Origin of the sequence: Psychrobacter sp. 16-MNA-CIBAN-0192, assembly GCF_040309565.1 — a bacterium.
Classification (GTDB): Bacteria; Pseudomonadota; Gammaproteobacteria; order Pseudomonadales; family Moraxellaceae; genus Psychrobacter.
In genome coordinates this window covers 95,798-117,358 of record NZ_JBEOOX010000003.1, presented here as the reverse complement: position 1 = coordinate 117,358, position 21,561 = coordinate 95,798, and the positions used below count along the sequence as shown (strand labels likewise).

Genomic DNA, 21,561 nt, shown 5'->3' with positions numbered 1-21,561 from the left:
TTGACTAGACATTACCTATTCAATGCTACTCGTTATGCTTCTAAACCCTCAACATATTATGATTTTTCATGATTAAATTAAAAGTAAAACACCTTAAAATCTATTAAATACTAGGTAACTTAAAGCTTGTTATTGTCGACTAATCAACGGTAATTTGCTACAAATGTTCACATTGTTTTTGATAACATATTAGGCTGGTCATCAAAAATTTTAAGGACAATCATGATTAAGAGTAAGAAAATAACCGTGGTATTTCAAGGATATATTGACCCTGATAAACTTGGCTCAGGTGCCACCGATGGCACAGATTTTTGTTATAATCTGGCGCAAACCAAAGCCGCGTTGCCAAAAGCCAAAATCGTTTTATCTACTTGGAATAGCTTTGAATTTCCACCTGAATATAATACGGCTGCCAAACTTGGTGTTGATAAGCTTATCTTGAATCCAGATCCAGGTGGGCTGCCTAACATCAAGTTTGGTTATGATACCGCCAATAATGTTAATAGACAAATTGCTTCAACGTCTGCTGGCATGGCATTGGTTAACACTAAATACGCCCTAAAACTTCGGACAGACAGCTTCTTGACCAGTGCAAATTTATTGCGTCTTTATGACGAGTATCTTCAGGCAGTTCAGCGCGGTGCGCCGCAGTCAGAAAGCGAAACTTTAAGTGGTAAAAATAAAGATAAACTTTCAGAATCTTTAAAGAAGCCTTCAAAATCTTCAACAAAGACATCAAAATTATTAACCTCTTCTAGTAACCAACCAGTCAACAATAATCAATCAGGTAAAAGAAATAAAAAGTACGCGCCCATTGCGGTGACGAGCTTTTTTACCATTGATCCCAGCGTTTATGAGCACATGGCATATCATATCAGCGACTGGGTACAGTTCGGTCGTCGAAAAACGTTGCAAGAATATTGGTCTGTCAAATCAATGCGTAAAAAAAATGCTACTTATTTTGAAAATCATGATCAAAATGATGACGCTGTTTTTTCAGATAACCAGTTCCGCACGCGTCTTGCTGTTGAGCAACACATTGCCATTAAGTATGCTAAAGCGCGCGGCTATCCTGTGCCAAGTCAATATAATGACATCGATAAGGATATTTTAGAGGGTCATCAGCGCTTTTTAGCAGAACATTTTATCGTTTTAGACCTTGCACAATTTGGTCTGAGTTTCCCGAAATATGATTGGGTAAAAAATGATGACTTTATGGCACTTAACTGTGTCAATCATGAAGATTGGTATCGCTTATTTAATGATCATTGGCGTATTAACTCGCCAAATCAAGCGTTATTAAATGCTGCTGACCAACGACAGACATTAAAAAGGGAGAGTGCTGATAGGGTTGCTGCAGATCAATTAACAATGAGCCGTATTTATCCTTAGAACCTAGATTTAAATCCTGTATTGAAGCATTGTAAATAGTATTTTAATAAAAAAGCAGCTTATAAATAGGCTGCTTTTTTAAATTAATTCTTATAATTTCTAATGGTTTTTGGTATTCATTATTCGATTTTTTAGGCTAGATTATTTTAAATAATGCGGTTTAATACCTTTTTTAAGTAAAGCACTATATTCGTCGGGTGTACCACAAAAGTCAATCTCATCATCTGTGATACAGTGATAACGTACTGATTTTCCTTGTTGGATAAGTAGATTATAAATAGGGGCAATGTATAGCTCATTATTCACCTTTAGATTTTGGGTTTTAGCATCTGTGAGTAAGGAGATATAGAGACCTTTACTGGCAAAATAATACAGACCGTCACTACATAAGTCTGAGATACGCTGCTTTTCAGTGGTACGAATCACGTTATCCTGAGCATCAACTTCGATAAATGACCAATGCTCGCCTTCACCGCGAAACACTTCCAAATATCCAGCACAGTCATTGAGAAAGTCGGGCTTAGTAAAATTATAACGAAAGGTGTCAATGTTAAAAATGAACAATGGCTCATCATTACTAATATCAGGTGTTTCGATGCCAAGCAGCACAGTTTCCGCTTGACCTTGGGTCTCAAAATCCAAGACTTTTATTATATACTGCTGCACGCCAAGCATGCGTAGACGCGATTCTACAAATGCTTTGGCATCAAAGCAGTCACGCAATACAATCACAAATAGCTCATTATCAAAATAACGCTCAAAAGACTTAATGGCTAAATCAAACACATAGTCATTATCGACTTTTAGCTGATACTTAGGCACATCAAAGCCTGCTTTAAAAAATCGACTGCTCAGCCCTGCCATTGGAATAACAATCATTTAACCCTCCAGCACATCATGGCTATAAAAGTGGTCATCAGGTGCCACGTTATTTTTGACGTTACTATTAGTTTGTGAGTGAATAATTGGCTTATGCACATGTTGCTGATACAACCTAAAGGCGTTAAGCAGCATAGCCTGTTGCCGATCGGGTCTGTCTGCATGTAGCGGCAACATTGATAAGAAAAGCAGTACCACGGCAGGTATAATATCGCTTATGGATATCTCATCGACAAAGCAAAACTGTAAAAAATCTGCTTGAATACGCTCTAAGCGCTCATCCCTATCAAAATGAATAATCTGCCCCGTACTACTGTGAGTGTCTGGCAAAATCTCAAAGCGACCAGCGATGATAAAGTCATACATCCCAATGACGGAATGAGTAAGCTTGGCTAAATCATAGGTTATATCGCCATATATACTAAAATTATAATGGCAATCGATACCGCGTGGGTCAATCAGTTTGAGTCGGCGCGCTCGTGAGTCGAACAATATATTACTAAAGCAAAAATCGCCATGCATAATCATAGCGCGGCTGGGCAGCTTGCGAGTTTGCTCGATACAGTCATTGGTAATATCTAATATAGAGCCCAGTGCTGCCCCTTGATAAATAATAGGCGCATGTAAGTCGATTTGGCTGGATTCTTGATAAGCAGCTAAGCGCCCCAATGTCTTTTTACGGTATAAATCATCGCGGCATGCTTCAATCTTACATGGCTCAAAGTGCACCAAATGGTCTTTATGAGTAGCATGTTCAAAGTAATCTTTAACCAAATTAAAGATGTGATGCCAAAACCAAGTTGGATTGCGTCCATGAACATACAGCTCATTTAAAGGTAGTAGCGGTAAAAACTCCAAGCAATAATAAGTAGTCATACCATCTTGCAAGCGCCCGCTACCAATAAATTGTGGCGTGAAACGTTTGAGTGCTGCTGGCAAGTGGGAGAACCAATATATTTCAGCTTGTATTTTGACATCATCATCGCTGCTTTTGGTTACCACACCCGCTTCAATCACCAAGGCATTAAACGAGCGTTGAGTCGTGATGCTAGAGCGGGCGTCAAAATAGCTGTTAAAGTGGCTGCAATTATACCACTCTGTCGGCTGCGCTCTATCCATGACCACGCGTTTTTGATAATGAGCGACCGCAGCTGGAAAGCTATTGGTCGAGAGCGCCAACGCCTGAACGAGATTGGCTTTGGATGAAAATGCAAAATAGCCAAGCCAGCGTGACTCATTGTCTTGGCGCTGATAACGATCGTACCAATCACCTTGCCGGCATTGATCTGCAATCGCAATACAGTCAGCGTTAAGTGGAATATCCTTTAATAAACGATCACCTTGCAAAATCCGAATCTGCTCAGTAGGATGCTCAATTTCGATATTTAAAACATATAACATTGCCTCAGCAAAGCTCACTTTATCGCAAATACGCTGCACGCTAATGCCGAGGCTACTGATAACGGCTTGCTCATTAATGGTGAGCTGATAACTCTTTGGTAAAGTAATAATAATTTTTTCATCAGGAAAATAATTACGAAAATGGCTCACTTGTAGCTCAAGCATTTTTTTATTGCCAATCGGTAACATGCATGGCGGAATGAGACCAATCTCTGCTTCAAACTCGGCATTCACAAAATTTGATGAATGAATAATAATCATGGCGCCATCCTCAGTAAAGCGCGAATTTCCGCGTAGGATAGGTTTAAAAATTCATCAGGTCGAATGGCTTTGTCATCTATATAAAAACCTTCAAACCCGCACCACGGTTTACCAACATAAATCTCATCATAAGGCACTTCATGTCTGGCAAGCCAATCAATAATGATAGGTAAGGTATTTTTATTAATCTCACCAATATTCCCAGCAAAAGTGCGCATATTACGGCTAGTATGTAGCACAATAGTAAATCCCTGACGATGATAATCACGCAATTTCGCAATCATATCTAGCATGGGTTGTGCGTTTTTATAGTCGCCATTTTGAGTACGACACAAGGTATTGTCTATATCGAAAATAAGTCGTTTCATAAATAGTTTTCTTACCAATATGGTCTAATTCAGTAATATTATTAGTATGTATTCTGACCATTATTAGAAAGTAATGGCTTAGTTATCATAAAGGTAGAGGCAAAACCAATCGTAGTATTGTTGTTCTAATATAGAAAGCTAGGCTTACAGGATGTTACTTACAGTCATTAAAATTAGACAAAAAAATGACACCTAAGTAGGTGCCATGATTTTTTTTGGACGATCTATAAGAAAAGTAAAATCTGGAAGATTAAATCTTAGCAATCCATTCTTTAATACTGAACGCTTGTTCAGCTGCATTACCGATATAAGTGGCTGGCGTCATTTCGCGCAAGCTATTTTTATCACTTTCACTAACTGCTGATAGTTCATCGCTATCAACAAAAGTAAGCATCGCTTCACGCGTCATGGCGTTGCCACGGGTTAATGCTTTTAGTTTCTCGTACGGATTTTCGACACGATAGCGGCGCATCACGGTTTGAATCGGCTCTGCCAATACTTCTTGAGCATTGTCTAAGTCATCATTTAAACGCTGAGCGTTTAACTCAAGTTTGCCGACACCTTTTAAACAGGCGTCATAAGCAATCATGCTTTGCGCCAGACCAACACCGATATTACGCAATACGGTAGAGTCTGACAAATCGCGTTGCATACGTGAGATTGGTAGCTTTTCACCTAAATGAGCAAGCATGGCATTAGCGACGCCTAAGTTACCTTCAGAGTTTTCAAAGTCAATCGGGTTTACTTTATGCGGCATCGTTGATGAGCCAACTTCACCTTCTTTGAGGCGTTGTTTAAAATAGCCTAAGCTAATATATTGCCAAATATCACGGTTAAAATCGATTAGGATGGTATTAAAGCGTTTTACCACATCGAATAATTCAGCGATATAATCGTGTGGCTCAATTTGCGTGGTGTACGGGTTAAAGGTCAACTCTAAACGCTCATCAATGAATTTTTCAGCATGAGTCTGCCAATCAACATCAGGGTATGAAGCATAATGGGCGTTATAATTACCAACCGCGCCATTGATTTTGCCTAATAGCTCAACTTGACCTACTTGCTTAATTTGACGCGCTAGACGATAAGCGACGTTTGCCATCTCTTTACCTAACGTCGTTGGGCTAGCGGTTTGACCATGGGTACGGGATAACATCGGTTGGTCAGCGTGGGCAATCGCCAAATCAACAATACTATTCGTCACTTCTTGCATTTTGGCAACGACGATTTCGCGGCTGTCTTTAAGCATTAACGCATATGATAGGTTATTAATATCTTCACTGGTACAAGCAAAGTGGATAAATTCTAATGAATTTTCGAGGGCTGCATGACCACGAAATTTGTCTTTGATAAAGTATTCAACCGCTTTTACATCATGATTAGTAGTCGCTTCGATGTCTTTAATAGCTTGCGCATCGGCTTCGCTAAAGTTATCAACAATACTATTTAAAAAAGCATTGGTATCGGTATCGAATGCTGCCAATTCACCAATCGCGTTATTTTCCGCCAATGATTGTAACCAACGAATCTCAACGGTAACGCGGGCTTTAATCAGACCAAATTCAGACAAATAAGGGCGCAGGCTGTCGGCTTTAGATGCATAGCGACCGTCGATTGGCGATAGGGCGGTAAGTAGATTCATAAAGATACCTCAAGTAATGTAAAAAGTGAGCGTTCAGGGGTGGAAAGAGGTCAAAAAATCATAGCGTAACAATAAAGAATTTATTAAATGGCAGCATGTGCTACTAAGTTTTACTTTAATTAGATTGAGTAGAGCCATACTGAGTGTTGAAGAAAAAAGCGCGCTTGCTTCTTTTGTTTAAGAGCATAGGTACAGTTTTTACGATGCCATTGTCACCTGATTTTAGTCCATCGTTATATTCGCCTGCTGTGCGTGCAGGATTGGCAAGCACAGAGGTAATCTTAGGTGCAGCAGGATTATTGGGGTCTTTTTTCTGCAGCACATCTTGCATAATAAAGTTATTAATATCAAGATTGGCGCGATTGGTGGCAGTGATTTTATAAGCAATACATTGACCGGGCTTTATATCAGCGCCCGCACCGGTCTCAGAACTGCTCAGCGCATTTTTACTATACGCCAGCTGGGTAAAGTCGTTAAAGGTGCAGTCGTTTGCTGCCTGCTCTTTCTCTAATACTAAGGCGACATGCTCGCTGATTAAGCGACCAAAATTATGATTGGGATAATCGTAGCTATTGGCAGTTAAAGTGACACTTTTTTTGTCATTCGTGGTTCGAATTGGATAACTGTTGCTGGCTCTTTCTTCCACCAGACAGACAGAACTTTTGCCGCTGAGCGCTGTGATTGGCAGCTTAAGTTGATACTTACCTATATTGCTACCACTGGCGGTTACGGTTTGGGTGGCATAGGTAACGGTTGGATTGGTGCAGCTGTCCATTAATTTAACCGTACTGCCGCCGATGCCTGTCTCAACAGTGTCTAATAAGCCGTTAAAATACAAGGCATTGTTATAAGCGCCGCTCGTCAAGGTGGCGTTATTGGCATTGGCTTGCGCGTCGTTAATGCCACCATTATCATTGAATACTGTACCTGAAAAAAGGTAATAAAAAGGCTCACTCTCAACCCCAAAGCTTATCCATTCGTTAAAGGTTTCACCAATAACAGGCGCAGCTACGGCAATATTACCATTCATGATACCTTCGTAAGTCAAGGTTACAGTATTGGCGTTTTTTACAGCGATGATATAATTACTCACTGAGTTTTCGATACCGTAGCTCACATACGTGCCACCATTAGGTATCGTATAATTATTTGCTAATGCAGAATAGGTGCTGGCATTGTTTATACTTTTAATGATGTTTTCAAATGTTGGCGTAGGGGGTAGTATCCCATTAGATGAATTGAGACTTACCTCATTGGTTTTTCTATTCACAATAGGAGAGTATGGGTTTTGAGTGCCACTTCCTGCAAGACTTGGAATATTATAATAATACAAACCACTACCACTAGCATTCGAGCTATCAACACGTAGCTGCGGATTTGAGACGGCATTTTGTGAATTCAATTGAGTAGAGTTAAGCCTAGTGCCCATAAAATAGTCACCCATGCCGTTATAAAAATAATTGACGCTAGGATTGTCTCTAATAGTGGCAAGCGCCGTTATATTGTTATTAGGGTTTGCCGTGTAGCTTAGGGTTTGCCGTGCCACTTCTGAGTTACCACCCGTGGCATAACTGGTTTGACCAATTTTAATGGTATGTATCGAGAGGTCGTTTGTAGGGGTTAAGGTAATGGTATAAATGAATTTATCTCTGTCATCAGCAGTAGTCCCTTGCTTTGATTTGTTTAAAATCATGATACCATTATTGCCATCTGCAAACTCAACACCGTTATAGCCATTGGTCTCCTGCCGCGTTATGCTAAAAGTACCCGTCGCACCCGCACTGCCGTCACTACGGGCAGCAGTATAATTACCTGAGGCAGACCCTGTTGCAATATTTTGGCTGGTAATATTAAAACTGCCCATATTACTTGGGATGGCATATGCTCCTAAAGGTGTCATTAGAAGTACAAAGAGCATAGCAGGCATGGTCCATGTTGGGCGTGTACTATCAGTATTGGGTACAGTCAGCAAGTGATCCAACATGTAAAATCCTACAAGAGTAATGAAGGTAAGGTTCGTTTTATCAGAGGGTATTAGCTAATCAAAACTATAAGCCTAACTCATATTAAAACCCGCAAGGCGCATCAATAGACGCAATTACGCCGCCGCCCAAACAGACTTCATTAATATAAAATACCGCTGACTGCCCAGGTGTGACCGCACGTTGTCGTTTATCAAATACCACTCGTACTTCACTACCGTCATCTTTTAGTGCAAATACACGGCAAGCTTGGTCCGGCTGACGATAGCGAGATTTTGCCATACAGCGTAAACCAGTAGGAGTGAAAATATCCGTAGGCGGTAAACCGTCGACCCAATCTAATTTATAAGCGTGCAACTCATTACTGAGCATCATCGGATGTTCGTGACCTTGACCGACGATTAGACGATTGTTATCCAAATCTTTGGCGAGTACAAACCATGGTTCTTCAGGGCGGTCTTTGACGCCGCCAATACCGATACCGCCGCGCTGACCTAAGGTGTAATACATCAGCCCGTCATGTTTACCAATGATGTGACCATCATCCGTGACGATATCGCCTTTTTGTGCTGGCAAGTATTGTTGTAAAAAGTCTTTAAAACGTCGCTCACCAATAAAGCAAATACCGGTTGAGTCCTTTTTATTGGCGGTAATTAAATCATGTTCTTCCGCAATTTGACGCACTAACGGTTTTTCAAGCTCACCCACTGGAAATAACGTTTTAGCGATTTTGTCTCCGCCAACCGCATGTAAGAAATAACTTTGGTCTTTATTGTTATCCAGACCACGTAATAATTGCGCAACTTCAACGCCATCGTTATTTTTATAATTGACGCTACGACGCGTATAGTGACCAGTAGCGATATAATCAGCACCAAGGGTCAATGCGTAATCTAAAAAGGCTTTAAACTTAATTTCTTTATTACATAAAATATCGGGATTGGGCGTGCGTCCAGCTTTATATTCCGCTAAAAAATGCTCAAAGACACGATCCCAATATTCCATGGCAAAGTTAGCAGTATGTAATTTTATGCCAATTTTATCGCACACCGCTTGCGCGTCCGCTAAGTCGTCCATTGCCGTGCAGTATTCAGTGCCGTCATCTTCTTCCCAATTCTTCATAAACAGACCTTCGACAATAAAGCCTGCCTGCTGGAGCAACACAGCAGAGACAGAAGAGTCGACACCGCCTGACATCCCAACAATCACTCGCGTGGTCGTAGGGTTTTCAATATCAGAGAGGGTCAAGGCTCGCTGGGCGCTGACAGAATTTGGAACTTGGGTGGCGGATGTATCGGACATAGCTAACATAACAAAGCGCTCAACTACTTATGGTAAAATAAGCGTCATATTATAACAGCTAATTGAAACGGGTGGCGAGCTGCCCAGCTATTCGGCTATAAAATTTTAAATAATGAGTATTGATAGCTTTTAGAAATATCGTTCTATACGTTAAATTATCTCTGTATTTTATCCTTAATAAGCTTTGGAATAATTATGATAAAAATTGGTCAAGGTATCGACGTGCACGCCTTTCATAATAATGGTCAGCAGCAGCAATATGTGGTGCTGGCAGGCGTTCCCATTGAGCATACGCACAGTTTACTGGCGCATTCAGATGGGGATGTGGTATTGCATGCTCTTGCCGATGCCTTACTCGGTGCGCTGGCAATGGGTGATATTGGGCAGCATTTTCCTGATACCGATGCCGCGCACGCAGGTTTGGATTCACGAGTATTATTACGCTATGTTTATGGCAAAGTTCAAGCCGCAGGTTATAGGCTGGGCAATGCCGATATCACCATTATGTGTGAGCGTCCAAAAATAGCCCCTTATAATCAAGCCATGCGTGATAATATCGCCAGCGACTTACAAACAGACATTAGTAATATTAGCGTTAAAGCGACCACTACGGAAAAATTAGGATTTACAGGTCGGCAAGAGGGCATTATGGCAAATGCCGTGGTATTATTACTGGCAAATACGTCTGGCGTTTAATTTTTATCGCCTATCGGTGTGCACAATTGCTGTTGATAGCTGTTGATAACGCTTGCAATATGGCAATGATTGCCCCATGTAGCAGCAACATGCCAAATTTAATATGAACAATCTTTTTTAAGATAAAATTTTAATAAATAGGAGTTTTTATGACTGAGCAAACCCAAACCCCAGCTAGCGATGTTGAACAACTGATTCGTGACCAAATTCGTGACAATAAAGTTATTCTATATATGAAAGGCACGCCGCAGTTCCCGCAGTGTGGTTTTTCAGCGCGTTCTATCGAAGTGTTGACTCAAATCGGTCGTCCGTTCGCGTTTGTAAATATCTTAGAAAACCCAGAAATCCGTGCGACGTTACCAAAAATTGCTAACTGGCCGACCTTTCCACAGTTATGGATTGATGGTGAATTGATGGGCGGCTCTGACATTATTTTGCAAATGTATCAATCAGGCGAGCTAAAGCCTTTGGTTGAAGCCAATAGCCCAGCTGCTTAATACATTATCTTTATAAGTATGTAGTAGTAGACAATACCTGTAAAAGCCCAAGTAACCTCATAATGGTTGCTTGGGCTTTGTTAATTTGAAAGATTAGGGTTTGTGTTGGGATAGCTATATGAGCTGTTTATTGTATTTCTTCCCGTTTACCCCATATAGTGCTTAAGGTTTATACCCTAAAACACCGATGACATAATAAGAGAAGACTATGAATCAGCAAACGGCAGAGCAAAACAGTATGAACCAAGAAACAGTTAATCAAGAAGTGAATAATAAAGAGAAGCGTGAACAACAGGCACTTGAGTTACGCCGTGAGCGCTTAAAAGCTGAGTCTGCGCGTATTATAAACGTTGCCAATACAGAACCGCATTCTGCTTTGCGCTGCATTCATCTGCTTAGTGTTGCAGGCGGCGCAACCGAAGCCACTTATTTAGCGATTGAGCAGCGCATCATCATGGATCAAGATCCAGCCGGCGCTTATCATTTGGCATTACTTGCGCAAAGTACGCTAGATTTACCAATTGATGTACGCCAACTTGTCGAATTGGTCATTGCTCAAGGCGATAATCAGCAACGGTTAGCCTTACTTAAAAATCTGCCTTTGCCGCCAGTTGATGCTGTTAAAGCACAAATTTTAGCCAGTAATGATAATGACGCCATTGCGCAAATGGACACCTATTTGCAAGCCAATCCACAGGGTCATGGTAGCGAACATATGCTAAGCAGTGGTCAGTCTGATCAAATTGTGCCCTTAAGTTAAAATTATTTAGCATAGTCCAATTTATAAAATATGATGGCTACTATTTATTGGTCAGAGTTTATTTGAGGGGTGTTATTGCAAATAGTTGCAAAGCATCTCAAAAAAACGTGCAAAAATTGCTATAATTACCAGCTATTAATTTTCTACAGACGACCAATGCGGATTGAAGAAGCGGCAAGTTATGATTAACGAATCAATAACTTGCAAGGCGATCGTGACCATTTGTCAAGCGAGGCATACATGCAATACCCAAAAATTTACGACGTGGTAGTGATCGGTGGCGGTCATGCTGGTACAGAAGCAGCACTGGCAGCGGCGCGTATGGGTGCGCAGACCTTGCTCTTGACCCATAATATTGAAACGCTTGGGCAAATGAGCTGTAATCCTGCGATTGGTGGTATTGGTAAGTCACATTTGGTACGTGAGATTGATGCGCTTGGTGGGGCAATGGCGCTTGCTACGGATAAATCGGGTATTCAGTTTCGGGTATTGAACAGTCGTAAGGGTGCAGCCGTCCGAGCCACGCGCGCGCAAGCGGATCGCATTTTATATAAAGCAGCCATACGCCATACGCTTGAGAATCAGCCGAATCTTGATATTTTTCAGCAAGCGGCTGATGATATTTTGGTGGAAAACGGTCGTGCCACTGGCGTGGTGACTGCGACTGGCATTGTCTTTAAAACTGAAACCGTTATTTTAACATCGGGTACGTTTTTAGGCGGTGTCATTCATATTGGGCTTGAGAATTCAAAGGGTGGTCGCGCAGGTGATCCACCTTCTATTAAGCTTGCCGACCGTTTGCGTGAATTGAAATTGCCAGTTGGTCGCCTGAAAACTGGAACGCCAGCGCGTATCGATGCGCGCAGTGTTGATTTTAGCGTGATGACCGTACAACCGGGCGATACACCCTTGCCGGTCATGAGTTATATGGGCGATGTGTCCATGCATCCTGAGCAGGTCAACTGCTATATCACCCATACCAATGCGCGCACCCATGATATTATCCGTGAAAATTTAGACCGCTCGCCAATGTTCTCAGGCAAAATTGAGGGCGTAGGTCCGCGTTATTGTCCGTCTATTGAAGATAAAATCCATCGTTTTGCCGATAAAGACAGCCATCAAATATTTATTGAGCCAGAAGGCTTGACCACGCACGAATTATATCCTAATGGCATCTCAACCAGTTTGCCGTTTGATGTGCAGTTAGAATTTATTCATAGTATGAAAGGGTTAGAGAACGCACACATCACGCGCCCCGGTTATGCAATTGAATATGATTATTTTGATCCGCAAAGTCTAAAACCAACCCTTGAAACCAAGTCTATCGAGCGTTTATATTTTGCAGGACAAATAAACGGTACAACCGGCTATGAAGAAGCGGGCGTTCAAGGTTTACTTGCTGGAACCAATGCGGCATTGGTTACCACTAATAATAGTGACTTTGATATTTGGACGCCGCGCCGAGATCAGGCATATTTGGGCGTGTTGGTTGATGATTTAATCACTCATGGTACGACCGAACCGTATCGTATGTTTACCAGCCGCGCCGAATATCGCCTATTGCTACGTGAAGATAATGCCGATCAGCGTTTGACGGAAACAGGGCGTAAGCTTGGTTTGGTCGATGATGTGCGCTGGTCGGCTTATCAAGAAAAAATGGAAGCCATTACTAAAGAAACAGCACGCCTAAAAGACATGTGGGCAACGCCTATCAATGATTTAGGGGCAAAAGTGAGCGCGCAAACCGGTGAGGTATTGTCAAAAGAGTCAACGGCGTATGATTTACTCAAACGCCCGCAAATTCACTTTCCTGATATCGCTGCCATTACGGGCTCTCAAGTCGATGCCTTAGTAGGCGAGCAGATTGAAATCTCAGTTAAATACGCCGGTTATATCGACCGTCAACAAGAAGATATTGAGCAGATGAAGCGCTTAGAGAATACCGCGCTACCGGTAGATTTTGATTATAGCGCAGTATCCGGCTTGTCTAATGAGGTGGTACAAAAGCTGGCGCAAGTACGTCCAGCAACCCTAGCGCAAGCGGGTCGGGTCAGCGGTGTTACTCCAGCTGCTATTCAGATTCTAGCCATGACCGTTAAAAAACAGAAAAAAGCAAAAGCGGCGTTAGCGTTATAACTCATTTCAATATTGGTCGTTTTAATCTGTACTGATTTTCCCACATTAATTTCTGATTAGTAACGAGTTAATAGCCAGTTATTCCCGAATTGCTTCTTAATTAACTATGATGCCATGCTTAACAAGTGTGGCATTATGCTGACCTGAGTTTGTCCATGATTGCAGCCATTATATTTGCTATTACGATTATATTGCCCAACCTGATACTTATGGCGTTGGGTTTTTTTATGCAAAAAAATGGACAAGCCAGCAAAGCCTTTATTGACCAAGCATCGAGTTTCGTATTTAACTATTGCTTACCCTGCTTATTATTTTTTAGTGTGATTAATAGTGAAGTGGATTACGCCAAGCAAGTTATTTTAATCATGGCTGGGGTGGCGGTCACCTTTATCTTGTTTATTGGCTCAGAGCTGTATGCCAGTCGCTTTATTGATAAACCTGCAGATCAAGGCGTATTTGTTCAAGGCGTATTTCGCAGTAATATGGCGATTATTGGGCTGGCTACGGTTGCCAATGCCTATGGCGAGCAGGGCTTAAGTATTGGCGCGGTCTATATGGGTGTAGTGACGATATTGTTTAATATCCTTGCAGTCATTACCCTAAGCCGAGTGTCCAAAAGTGCGGAGGACACGTGGGTCAGTCGTACGCTGATGATTCTAAAAAAGCTAGCAAGCAATCCGCTGATGATTGCACTCATTGGCGCATTTGCGTATAAAGCATTGGCATTACCGCCTTTAACTGGCGTGATTCAGACCACAGGGAATTTGTTAGCGGCGGTAGCATTGCCGCTAGCATTAATTTGTGCGGGTGCTAGTATTGACTTGAGATCAATGTTGAGTCCTTCTGGGCTATCTATGCAGGCAAGTATTGGGCGTATTGTGCTTGCGCCACTGGTAGCTATAGGCGTTGGGCTTGCTTTTGGTTTAACGGGCATACACATGGGCGTGCTGTTTTTAATGGTGGCAGCGCCGACGGCGGCAGCAAGCTATGTCATGGCAAAGGCAATGGGCGGTAACGAGGTACTTGCGGCAAATATTTTGGCATTTACCACGGTTTTTGGTTTATTTGGTATGGCAATCGGAGCGGCATTACTGCGCGGTATGGGTTTGATGTAAAGTTCGTTTGTATAGATAGAATCTTTAACATTAACCAATGACGGTATTAGACTTATATCAAATTATTTGAGCGATTTTGATAAACTCCTAAAATCACGTTGATTGCCTTATATGAAATATTAAGCCATGATATTTATTATTATTAATTGGTTAAGAGGTCTGCTAACCTAAAAGGAAAAATCATCATGCAATGGTTAAACCAACAAGCCGTTACTGAACACCTGACAATGCAATCAGCTATTGATACGATTGAGAATTTGCTTCATCTGCAAGCTGAGCACCCAAGCTGGATTAAATCGCCTGAGCGTTTGGTCATAGAGACTTTTAGCGAAGACCTAATTAATAATAATATTAGCAAACACAGTGCAGGCTCACATTTATCTATGCCAGCGACTATCTATGATGGCGCGCAAGAATACACTGCAGTAAAGCTGGTAACCATTTGCCCTGACAACCCTAGCCGTAATTTACCAACGACCAATGCCATTATTACCGTCTCTGACAACGCAACGGGTGAAGTGCTGGCTGTAATGGATGGCGTTTATATTACCCAAGTCCGTACGGCGGCATTATCAGGTATCGCAACCAAATATATGGCAAAAGTAGATTGTCAAAGTGTGGTAGTAATTGGCTGTGGCGGCATGGCGTATGAACAACTGCATGCGGTACTGACCGTGCGTCCAGCAATAAAAACGGTCTATTTATGGAATAGAAATGTAGCAGGGGCAGAGCAGTTTAAAGCTCAGTTTGCTCGTGATTATTCGCAGTGGAATGTTGAGTTTCAGGTTTGTGCACAGATTGACGACGCTATCAAAAATGCGGATATTATTAACCTTGCGACGCGCGCGACACACGGATTATTCAGTGTTGACCAAATTAAAACCGATGTCCATATAAACGCGGTTGGCGCGTATTTACCGTCAATGAAGGAAGTGAGTAATGATGTTATAGAAAATAGCAGTATGACTGTCGTTGATGATTTAGCAGGCTGTCATCACGAAGCGGGCGATTTAATCCAAGCTGACGAAGCTGCTAACTGTACATGGTCATGGGATCAGCTGAGTGGCAATTTACAAGCTTTAGTCACCGGGAAACTTACTAAAACCGAAGCTTCCAAGACCCAAGCTGCCAACATTGAAACTAATATTACTGTTTTTAAATCCGTAGGTGCAGCAAGTTTTGATGCTGCTGTAGCACTATACATAGCAAAATGTGCTCAAAAACAAAAACTTGGTACATCACTTTGCTAAAGGTTGGATATTAGTTGTTATATAGGTTTTATTATTAATAAAATTTAACTTTATCCATAAAAAAAGCACCTGTTTATATAAACAGGTGCTTTTTAATATTCAGTTAACTCATCGGTTAACTCATCGGTTAACGCCGATTATTGCGTTTGTCTGCACGGCGCTGTCTGCCACGCGGACTAGTACGATAAACAAAATAAGCAGCAATAATCATCACTGCGATAAAGGCGAGGATATATAAAAATATTGAAGTGCCGATAAGAGGAGATGCATCCATAACAATAACCTCACTAAGGTGAATCAATGAATGATGACCCAGTAATTATGCTGGCACTGAATCTGATTGTAAAGTAAACAAATTTAACTGCGGTACTAATTCTAATGATTGTAAACGCGCGGCTTGGTCATAAATATTAGCCGTAACAATCAACTCATCAGGCTCATATTGGGCAATAAAGTCAGCAAGCTTAGGTTTAACAGTAGCAACTGCACCAATAAAAGATACAGATAAGGCGCTATCCACCATTGCCTTTTCTGATGAGCTCCATATTGCATCCATATCTGCAACAGGCTTTGGCATCTGCCCTCGAACATCACGGCGCAAATTCACAAAACTTTGCTGTGCTGAGGTAAAATGATATGCTGCCGTCTCGTCATCTTCAGCAAGCAATAAATTTGCCGCTAGCATCACATAAGGCTTATCTAAATGAGCAGAAGGGCGAAAGTGATCACGATAAGTGGTGATAGCAGAGCTCAGCATTTGCGGTGAAAAATGAGAGGCAAATACATACGGCAGACCTAAATGCCCAGCTAACGTTGCCCCAAATAATGATGACCCTAACATCCACACAGGCACTTTTGACTTTGCCCCAGGAAACGCTTGAACAGCACTACTGTCCGTATTGTCACCTAACAAATACAATAATTCTTGTACGTCTTGCGGAAAGCGCTCCGCGTCACTCATCTGCCGACGCAACGCTTGAAAAGTAGCGCCATCTGTACCAGGTGCCCGTCCAACTCCCAGATCAATACGGTCGCCATATAATGCCTGTAGCGTGCCGAATTGTTCAGCAACTACCAATGGCGCATGATTGGGCAGCATAATACCACCTGAACCAATGCGAATGTTCTCCGTTTGGCTGCCAATGTGCGATAGTAATACGGAGGTGGCTGCACTTGCAATACCTGCCATATTATGATGTTCTGCCATCCAATAACGATTTAACCCCATCTTTTCTGCTTGCTTAGCTATCTCAACGGTTTGAGCAATGCCTTCAGCAATAGTTTTGCCAGTAGGAACTGGGGCTAGATCTAAAAAGGATAACGGAATGGTATTACGCATAAATCACCTATGAGGATGCCATGTTTAATGACAGCATTGTTTCGTTATAAATGTTTCGTTATAAATGTTTCGTTATAAATGTTTCGTTATAAAAGCTTCAGCTTGCGCCATCATTATCCAACCACTCAACAACTAAATAGTTAATATGTAGAGAGGTATGGTAACGAATCACGCAATGGCTAGACGCTTAGCACTTTATATAATGGGGCAGTTATTTCAAATATAAAGGCAAGTGTAAAAGGAATAATAAACTGGAGATAATAACGAAACATTGAGCTGTTGTGGAATTTTTATAGAACAAAATGAAAAACGACCTCATTTTAGGTAATGAGGTCATTATGCGACGACGACTATATTTTGAAAACTATTATATTTTTAAGTAAAAGGTATTATGGTTAGCGTCTTAGCCAGTTTTATTGACTAAACTGATTCTGACAAAGCTCCATAAATGCTCGTCCATATTGGCGAATTTCTGCATCATCACGGACTGCCATCCAACTGGTAAAACGTCCAAAATGGTCGACTGGGATAGCGGTCAAATTATGATAATGACTGGGTTCAAACGCCATCTCAGCGATAATGCCAATGCCCAAGCCTAAGCCCACATAAGTGCTAATTACATCCGCATCGAGCGCAGCTAGCACAATATCAGGCTCAAGACCGGCATCACTAAATGCTTTGTCTATAGCGCCGCGACCGGTAAAGCCGCCATGATAGGTGACTATGGGATAACTGGCAAGAGTTGGCAAATCAATACTCTCAAGACCTGCTAATTCATGGTCACTCGGTACAATAACACGGTGCGTCCAATCATAATAACGATAACAGCGCAGATAGTTGTTATGTAACAATGACTCGGTCGCAATACCAATATCTGCCTGACCACGAATCACCATTTGGGCAATGGTTTCTGGATCTGCTTGCTGCAGGATTAAGTTTACTTTAGGAAAGCGGGCTTTAAACTCTTTTACCACATGCGGCAATACATAGCGTGCTTGAGTATGCGTGGTGGCAATAGTTAGCGTACCGATATTAGGATTATTAAAATCAAGGCTAAGATTTTCGATAGTACGAATCTCCGCAAAGATAGATTCGATATGCGGCATTAAGGCAGTACCCATCGTGGTCAGCCCCGTCAAACGCTTGCCTTGACGCACGAATACTTCCGTCTTGAGTTGATTTTCAAGCGCGGCTATATGTTTTGAGAGGCTCGATTGACTGGTATGCAAAACCGTTGCCGCTTGGCTTAGATTGTAGCCGTTGACGACTGTATGCCACACGGTTTCCAGCTGCTTTAGCTGAATTTGTAGATGCCGCTGATTTACTACCACATCAATTGCCATAACTTAATCCCTAATCATCATAATAATATATGTTGTATGTGTACAAAAAATCAAAATAACCGCAAGAAAATTCAAGATATCGCTAAAGGCTTAGTGTAAATTAAAGTTAATATTCTTGTATATAATAAATAGTAATCTAATTATATCATTTTGGAATAATAAATAGGGTCTAAATTAATCTTATCCGCTTCATATTTTTGAATAAAGCGCAGTATTTTTAAGATGAAATTTAACCATGATTATCAATCGTCACTAAATTTTCTAACAATTAGGCAAGCTTAAGAAATATAGAGTTACGCTATAGATAGAAAATAGAATTGTTAGAAGCTGCGGTATGGCGGCTTATGTAAAAATATCAGCAGAATGTCTAGTCAAGATAAGCGTTCTGCAGTACCATTATGCAATTTTATAGTATGTACAGTTTTCTTTTTACAGGGCTAGGCAGTTTTTTAGGTCTATTTATACCAAGCAGTATCCTTATTCTAAAAATATTAGGTATGAGTATTTGCTAAGAAATAGCGCACTGTGGTGTTCTTTTTGTTTTAAGTTTTGGTGAGTTATTATGTCTGCTGTCCAATCTGTACCACCCAATCCTCCAGTCGCCAAAAAATCATGGGGCGAGGCGGCAAAAGCCTATCTTGACCGGCGTGCGATTATCATGCTGTTTTTGGGTTTTGCCGCCGGTATTCCTATTCTGCTTATTTTTTCAAGTCTATCGTTATGGCTACGCGAGGCGGGCATAGAGCGTGGCGTAGTGACGACATTTAGTTGGGCGGCACTGGGTTATTCGTTTAAGTTTATTTGGGCGCCACTTATCGATGCAGTACCACTGCCACTATTAACCAAATGGTTGGGACGTAGGCGCGCATGGATGCTGGTTTCGCAGTTGTTGATTATTGGTGCTATTTGTATCATGGCGAGCGTCAACCCTATTAATGATGATATGTTGACATATATGGCTATAGGCGCGGTGTTGCTCGGATTTTCATCAGCAACGCAGGATATCGTTATTGATGCCTATCGCATTGAGCTTGCACCGCCGAGCCTGCAATCGGTATTATCAGCGATGTACACCGCTGGTTATCGCTTAGGGATGATTTTCGCGGGAGCAGGCGCACTGTATTTAGCCGATTATTTTGGTTCTACAGAAGCCTTATATAGTTATGAAGCATGGCGCAATACGTATTGGATTATGGCAGCTGTTATGGGCGTCGGTGTCGTGACGACCTTAGTTATTCATGAGCCCATTAGTAAGCAAGTTCGGATTGAGCAGAAATCGACTGATTATGTCAGATTAGTATTTGTATTTGTGTTGGCGGTATCTGCGTTCGTTATGACGTTTATCTATGCTGGACAGATATTACCTGAAAGTGACAGTGTCGCTATCGAGTTTTTATTTGAAGTCGTGCGTATGCTGTCTAGTTTGGCGATAGCGCTAGTGGTTGGATATCTATTGGTAATGGCTGGTCTGGTCAATAAAAAAATGGCCTATATCACCTGGATTGAGCCTATTGTCGATTTCTTCCGCCGCTATGGTAAAAAGGCGCTGTTGCTATTGGCTCTCATTGGTCTCTACCGAATCTCTGATATTGTCGCTGGCGTCATGTCGAACGTTTTCTATCAAGACATGGGTTTTAGCAAAACAGATATCGCTACAGCAGTGAAGCTGGTCGGCGTCATTATGGTCATTGGTGGCGGATTCTTAGGCGGTATCTTGGCGCAAAAAATACGCATGATGCAAGCGATGATGATTGGGGCAATATTAGCGGCAGTCAGTAATATGTTATTTGTCTTGCTAACCTATCATCCTGGTAGCTTGCAATATATGTATTTGGCAGTTATTTTTGATAATTTAGCAGCCGGTCTTGCCAGTGCCGTATTTATTGCTTTCTTATCAGCGCTGACCTCGATTCGTTTTACTGCCGTACAATATGCGATTTTCTCATCATTAATGACCTTATTGCCTAAAGTTTTGGGTGGCTATTCAGGTACCATTGTCGATAACATGAGCTATCCATTCTTTTTCACCTTTACCTTTCTAATTGGTATTCCTATTTTGGTGCTTATTTATTTGGTGGATAAACATATCGTCATTGGTGATAACGATGATATTTATGATGATAAAAACGGTGACGATAATAATAGTGGCGGTGATAAATTAACTAAAGTTAATCCAAGCTTGACCAATACTAATGAGCCACCACGCGCATCAGAATAAAGTACGCATGGTTACAGATATGCGCAAACTGACAATAATAATGAGTCATTATGACAGCAAATAATGCAGCACAAATGACGGTACAAAACATTAAGCAGCAGGCTAAAGCGATAGCAGAAAATTCGGCTATTCCAGCGTTTTGGATAACGGATTGGCTACTATATGTCATTAATAAGTCAGCACTGTTTTTAATGACTGATCCTGACTATTTGTTGTCGGCAGCGGAGCAAGAGCAATTTACCGCGGGCATCACGCAAATGCAACATGGCATGCCCTTGGCGTATTTGACCGGCACACAAGCGTTTTGGTCCCTTGATTTTAAAGTCAATGAGCACACGTTAATTCCGAGACCTGATACCGAGGTGCTGGTTGAACAGGTGCTTGATTGGATAGTCAGTCAGCCGAATGACGCCATATTAAATACTACGGCATCCAATAATACGGCACCTAAGCGTTTGTTAGACTTAGGTACAGGCTCAGGTTGTATTGCCATTAGTTTGGCTCATGAATTAAAACACGCGAGCTGGCAAGTCGTTGCTGTTGACTTATCGTTAGAGGCGCTAAAAATTGCTCAGTCTAATGCAGCTAATAATGAGGTTGATGTTAAATTCGTGCACAGCAGTTGGTATCAAGCATTGCCGATTCATGAGGATGAGTTGTTCGATGTTATTGTCTCCAATCCGCCTTATATTGATGAAAATGATGAGCATTTACAACATTTGCAAGCAGAGCCTATTAGCGCTTTAAGTGCCCCTAATTATGGTTTGGCTGATATCGAACATATTGTTCAGCAAGCAGCACTATATTTGCGTGCAGGCGGGTTATTAGCAATTGAGCATGGTTTTGATCAAGGCTTTGCAGTGCGTCAGCTGTTTTTAAATAATAACTTTAAGGCAATAAAAACGGTGCCAGACTACGGCGGTAACGAGCGTGTGACGCTTGGATGTTTGGCTACAATCGACTCTTAATCATAAGTGTGA

General features: G+C 41.6%; 18 protein-coding genes. 9 read left to right on the top strand and 9 right to left on the bottom strand.

What is annotated here, in order from left to right; genetic code table 11:
• Nucleotides 1–222: 222 nt before the first annotated feature.
• Nucleotides 223–1,392, top strand: coding sequence for a WavE lipopolysaccharide synthesis family protein (locus AAEY78_RS03915; RefSeq protein WP_352337489.1), 1,170 nt, complete (start codon nt 223–225; stop codon nt 1,390–1,392).
• A gap of 141 nt (nt 1,393–1,533) precedes the next feature.
• Here AAEY78_RS03915 and AAEY78_RS03910 read toward each other — a convergent pair whose 3' ends face one another.
• The 6 genes from AAEY78_RS03910 to mnmA form a co-directional block, all read right to left on the bottom strand.
• Nucleotides 1,534–2,271, bottom strand: a complete 738-nt coding sequence (locus tag AAEY78_RS03910) for a glycosyltransferase family 2 protein (RefSeq protein WP_352337487.1) — start codon at nt 2,269–2,271, stop codon at nt 1,534–1,536.
• A complete protein-coding gene (locus AAEY78_RS03905; protein ID WP_352337486.1) occupies nt 2,272–3,933 on the bottom strand; it encodes a protein kinase family protein in 1,662 nt (553 codons plus the stop codon).
• On the bottom strand, nt 3,930–4,301 hold the full coding sequence (locus tag AAEY78_RS03900) for an HAD family hydrolase (protein WP_352337485.1): 372 nt from the start codon (nt 4,299–4,301) through the stop codon (nt 3,930–3,932). The genes AAEY78_RS03905 and AAEY78_RS03900 overlap by 4 nt, the downstream gene beginning before the upstream one ends.
• Nucleotides 4,302–4,551: 250 nt before the next feature.
• Nucleotides 4,552–5,943, bottom strand: coding sequence for an adenylosuccinate lyase (gene purB / locus AAEY78_RS03895; RefSeq protein WP_352337483.1), 1,392 nt, complete (start codon nt 5,941–5,943; stop codon nt 4,552–4,554).
• 115 nt (nt 5,944–6,058) lie between these two features.
• Nucleotides 6,059–7,927, bottom strand: coding sequence for a hypothetical protein (locus tag AAEY78_RS03890; RefSeq protein WP_352337482.1), 1,869 nt, complete (start codon nt 7,925–7,927; stop codon nt 6,059–6,061).
• A gap of 82 nt (nt 7,928–8,009) precedes the next feature.
• A complete protein-coding gene (mnmA, locus tag AAEY78_RS03885) occupies nt 8,010–9,236 on the bottom strand; it encodes a tRNA 2-thiouridine(34) synthase MnmA (RefSeq protein ID WP_502943641.1) in 1,227 nt (408 codons plus the stop codon).
• A 186-nt stretch (nt 9,237–9,422) separates the two neighbouring features.
• On the opposite strand from mnmA, the gene ispF reads away from it, so the two are divergent.
• From ispF to AAEY78_RS03855, 6 genes are all read left to right on the top strand, one after another.
• Nucleotides 9,423–9,923: a 2-C-methyl-D-erythritol 2,4-cyclodiphosphate synthase gene (gene ispF, locus AAEY78_RS03880; RefSeq protein ID WP_352337479.1), complete on the top strand. Its 501-nt coding sequence runs from the start codon at nt 9,423–9,425 to the stop codon at nt 9,921–9,923.
• 149 nt (nt 9,924–10,072) lie between these two features.
• Nucleotides 10,073–10,420, top strand: coding sequence for a Grx4 family monothiol glutaredoxin (gene grxD, locus AAEY78_RS03875; protein WP_062533107.1), 348 nt, complete (start codon nt 10,073–10,075; stop codon nt 10,418–10,420).
• A gap of 238 nt (nt 10,421–10,658) precedes the next feature.
• Nucleotides 10,659–11,180: a hypothetical protein gene (locus AAEY78_RS03870; RefSeq protein ID WP_352337715.1), complete on the top strand. Its 522-nt coding sequence runs from the start codon at nt 10,659–10,661 to the stop codon at nt 11,178–11,180.
• Between the two features lie 240 nt (nt 11,181–11,420).
• The gene (gene mnmG / locus AAEY78_RS03865; RefSeq protein WP_352337477.1) at nt 11,421–13,316 is read left to right on the top strand and encodes a tRNA uridine-5-carboxymethylaminomethyl(34) synthesis enzyme MnmG; all 1,896 of its coding nucleotides are present in this window, start codon (nt 11,421–11,423) and stop codon (nt 13,314–13,316) included.
• Between the two features lie 155 nt (nt 13,317–13,471).
• Nucleotides 13,472–14,431 carry an AEC family transporter gene (locus AAEY78_RS03860; protein ID WP_352337475.1) on the top strand — a complete coding sequence of 320 codons (960 nt, stop codon included), beginning with the start codon at nt 13,472–13,474 and terminating at the stop codon, nt 14,429–14,431.
• Nucleotides 14,432–14,616: 185 nt separating this feature from the next.
• Nucleotides 14,617–15,681, top strand: coding sequence for an ornithine cyclodeaminase family protein (locus AAEY78_RS03855; RefSeq protein WP_352337473.1), 1,065 nt, complete (start codon nt 14,617–14,619; stop codon nt 15,679–15,681).
• A gap of 127 nt (nt 15,682–15,808) precedes the next feature.
• Here the strand turns inward: AAEY78_RS03855 and AAEY78_RS03850 are convergent, their stop codons facing one another.
• The 3 genes from AAEY78_RS03850 to AAEY78_RS03840 all read right to left on the bottom strand — a co-directional run bounded on the left by AAEY78_RS03850 (nt 15,809) and on the right by AAEY78_RS03840 (nt 18,363).
• On the bottom strand, nt 15,809–15,955 hold the full coding sequence (locus AAEY78_RS03850) for a hypothetical protein (protein ID WP_352337471.1): 147 nt from the start codon (nt 15,953–15,955) through the stop codon (nt 15,809–15,811).
• 45 nt (nt 15,956–16,000) lie between these two features.
• The gene (locus AAEY78_RS03845; protein WP_352337469.1) at nt 16,001–17,020 is read right to left on the bottom strand and encodes an LLM class flavin-dependent oxidoreductase; all 1,020 of its coding nucleotides are present in this window, start codon (nt 17,018–17,020) and stop codon (nt 16,001–16,003) included.
• Nucleotides 17,021–17,433: 413 nt separating this feature from the next.
• Nucleotides 17,434–18,363 (bottom strand): LysR substrate-binding domain-containing protein, encoded by a 930-nt coding sequence (locus AAEY78_RS03840; RefSeq protein ID WP_352337467.1) that lies wholly within the window; start codon nt 18,361–18,363, stop codon nt 17,434–17,436.
• Between the two features lie 562 nt (nt 18,364–18,925).
• Between AAEY78_RS03840 and AAEY78_RS03835 the strand changes: the two genes are divergently transcribed.
• Together AAEY78_RS03835 and prmC are read left to right on the top strand one after the other, a co-directional pair.
• A complete protein-coding gene (locus tag AAEY78_RS03835; RefSeq protein WP_352337465.1) occupies nt 18,926–20,581 on the top strand; it encodes an AmpG family muropeptide MFS transporter in 1,656 nt (551 codons plus the stop codon).
• A 50-nt stretch (nt 20,582–20,631) separates the two neighbouring features.
• A complete protein-coding gene (gene prmC, locus AAEY78_RS03830) occupies nt 20,632–21,549 on the top strand; it encodes a peptide chain release factor N(5)-glutamine methyltransferase (protein ID WP_352337463.1) in 918 nt (305 codons plus the stop codon).
• Nucleotides 21,550–21,561: the final 12 nt, after the last annotated feature.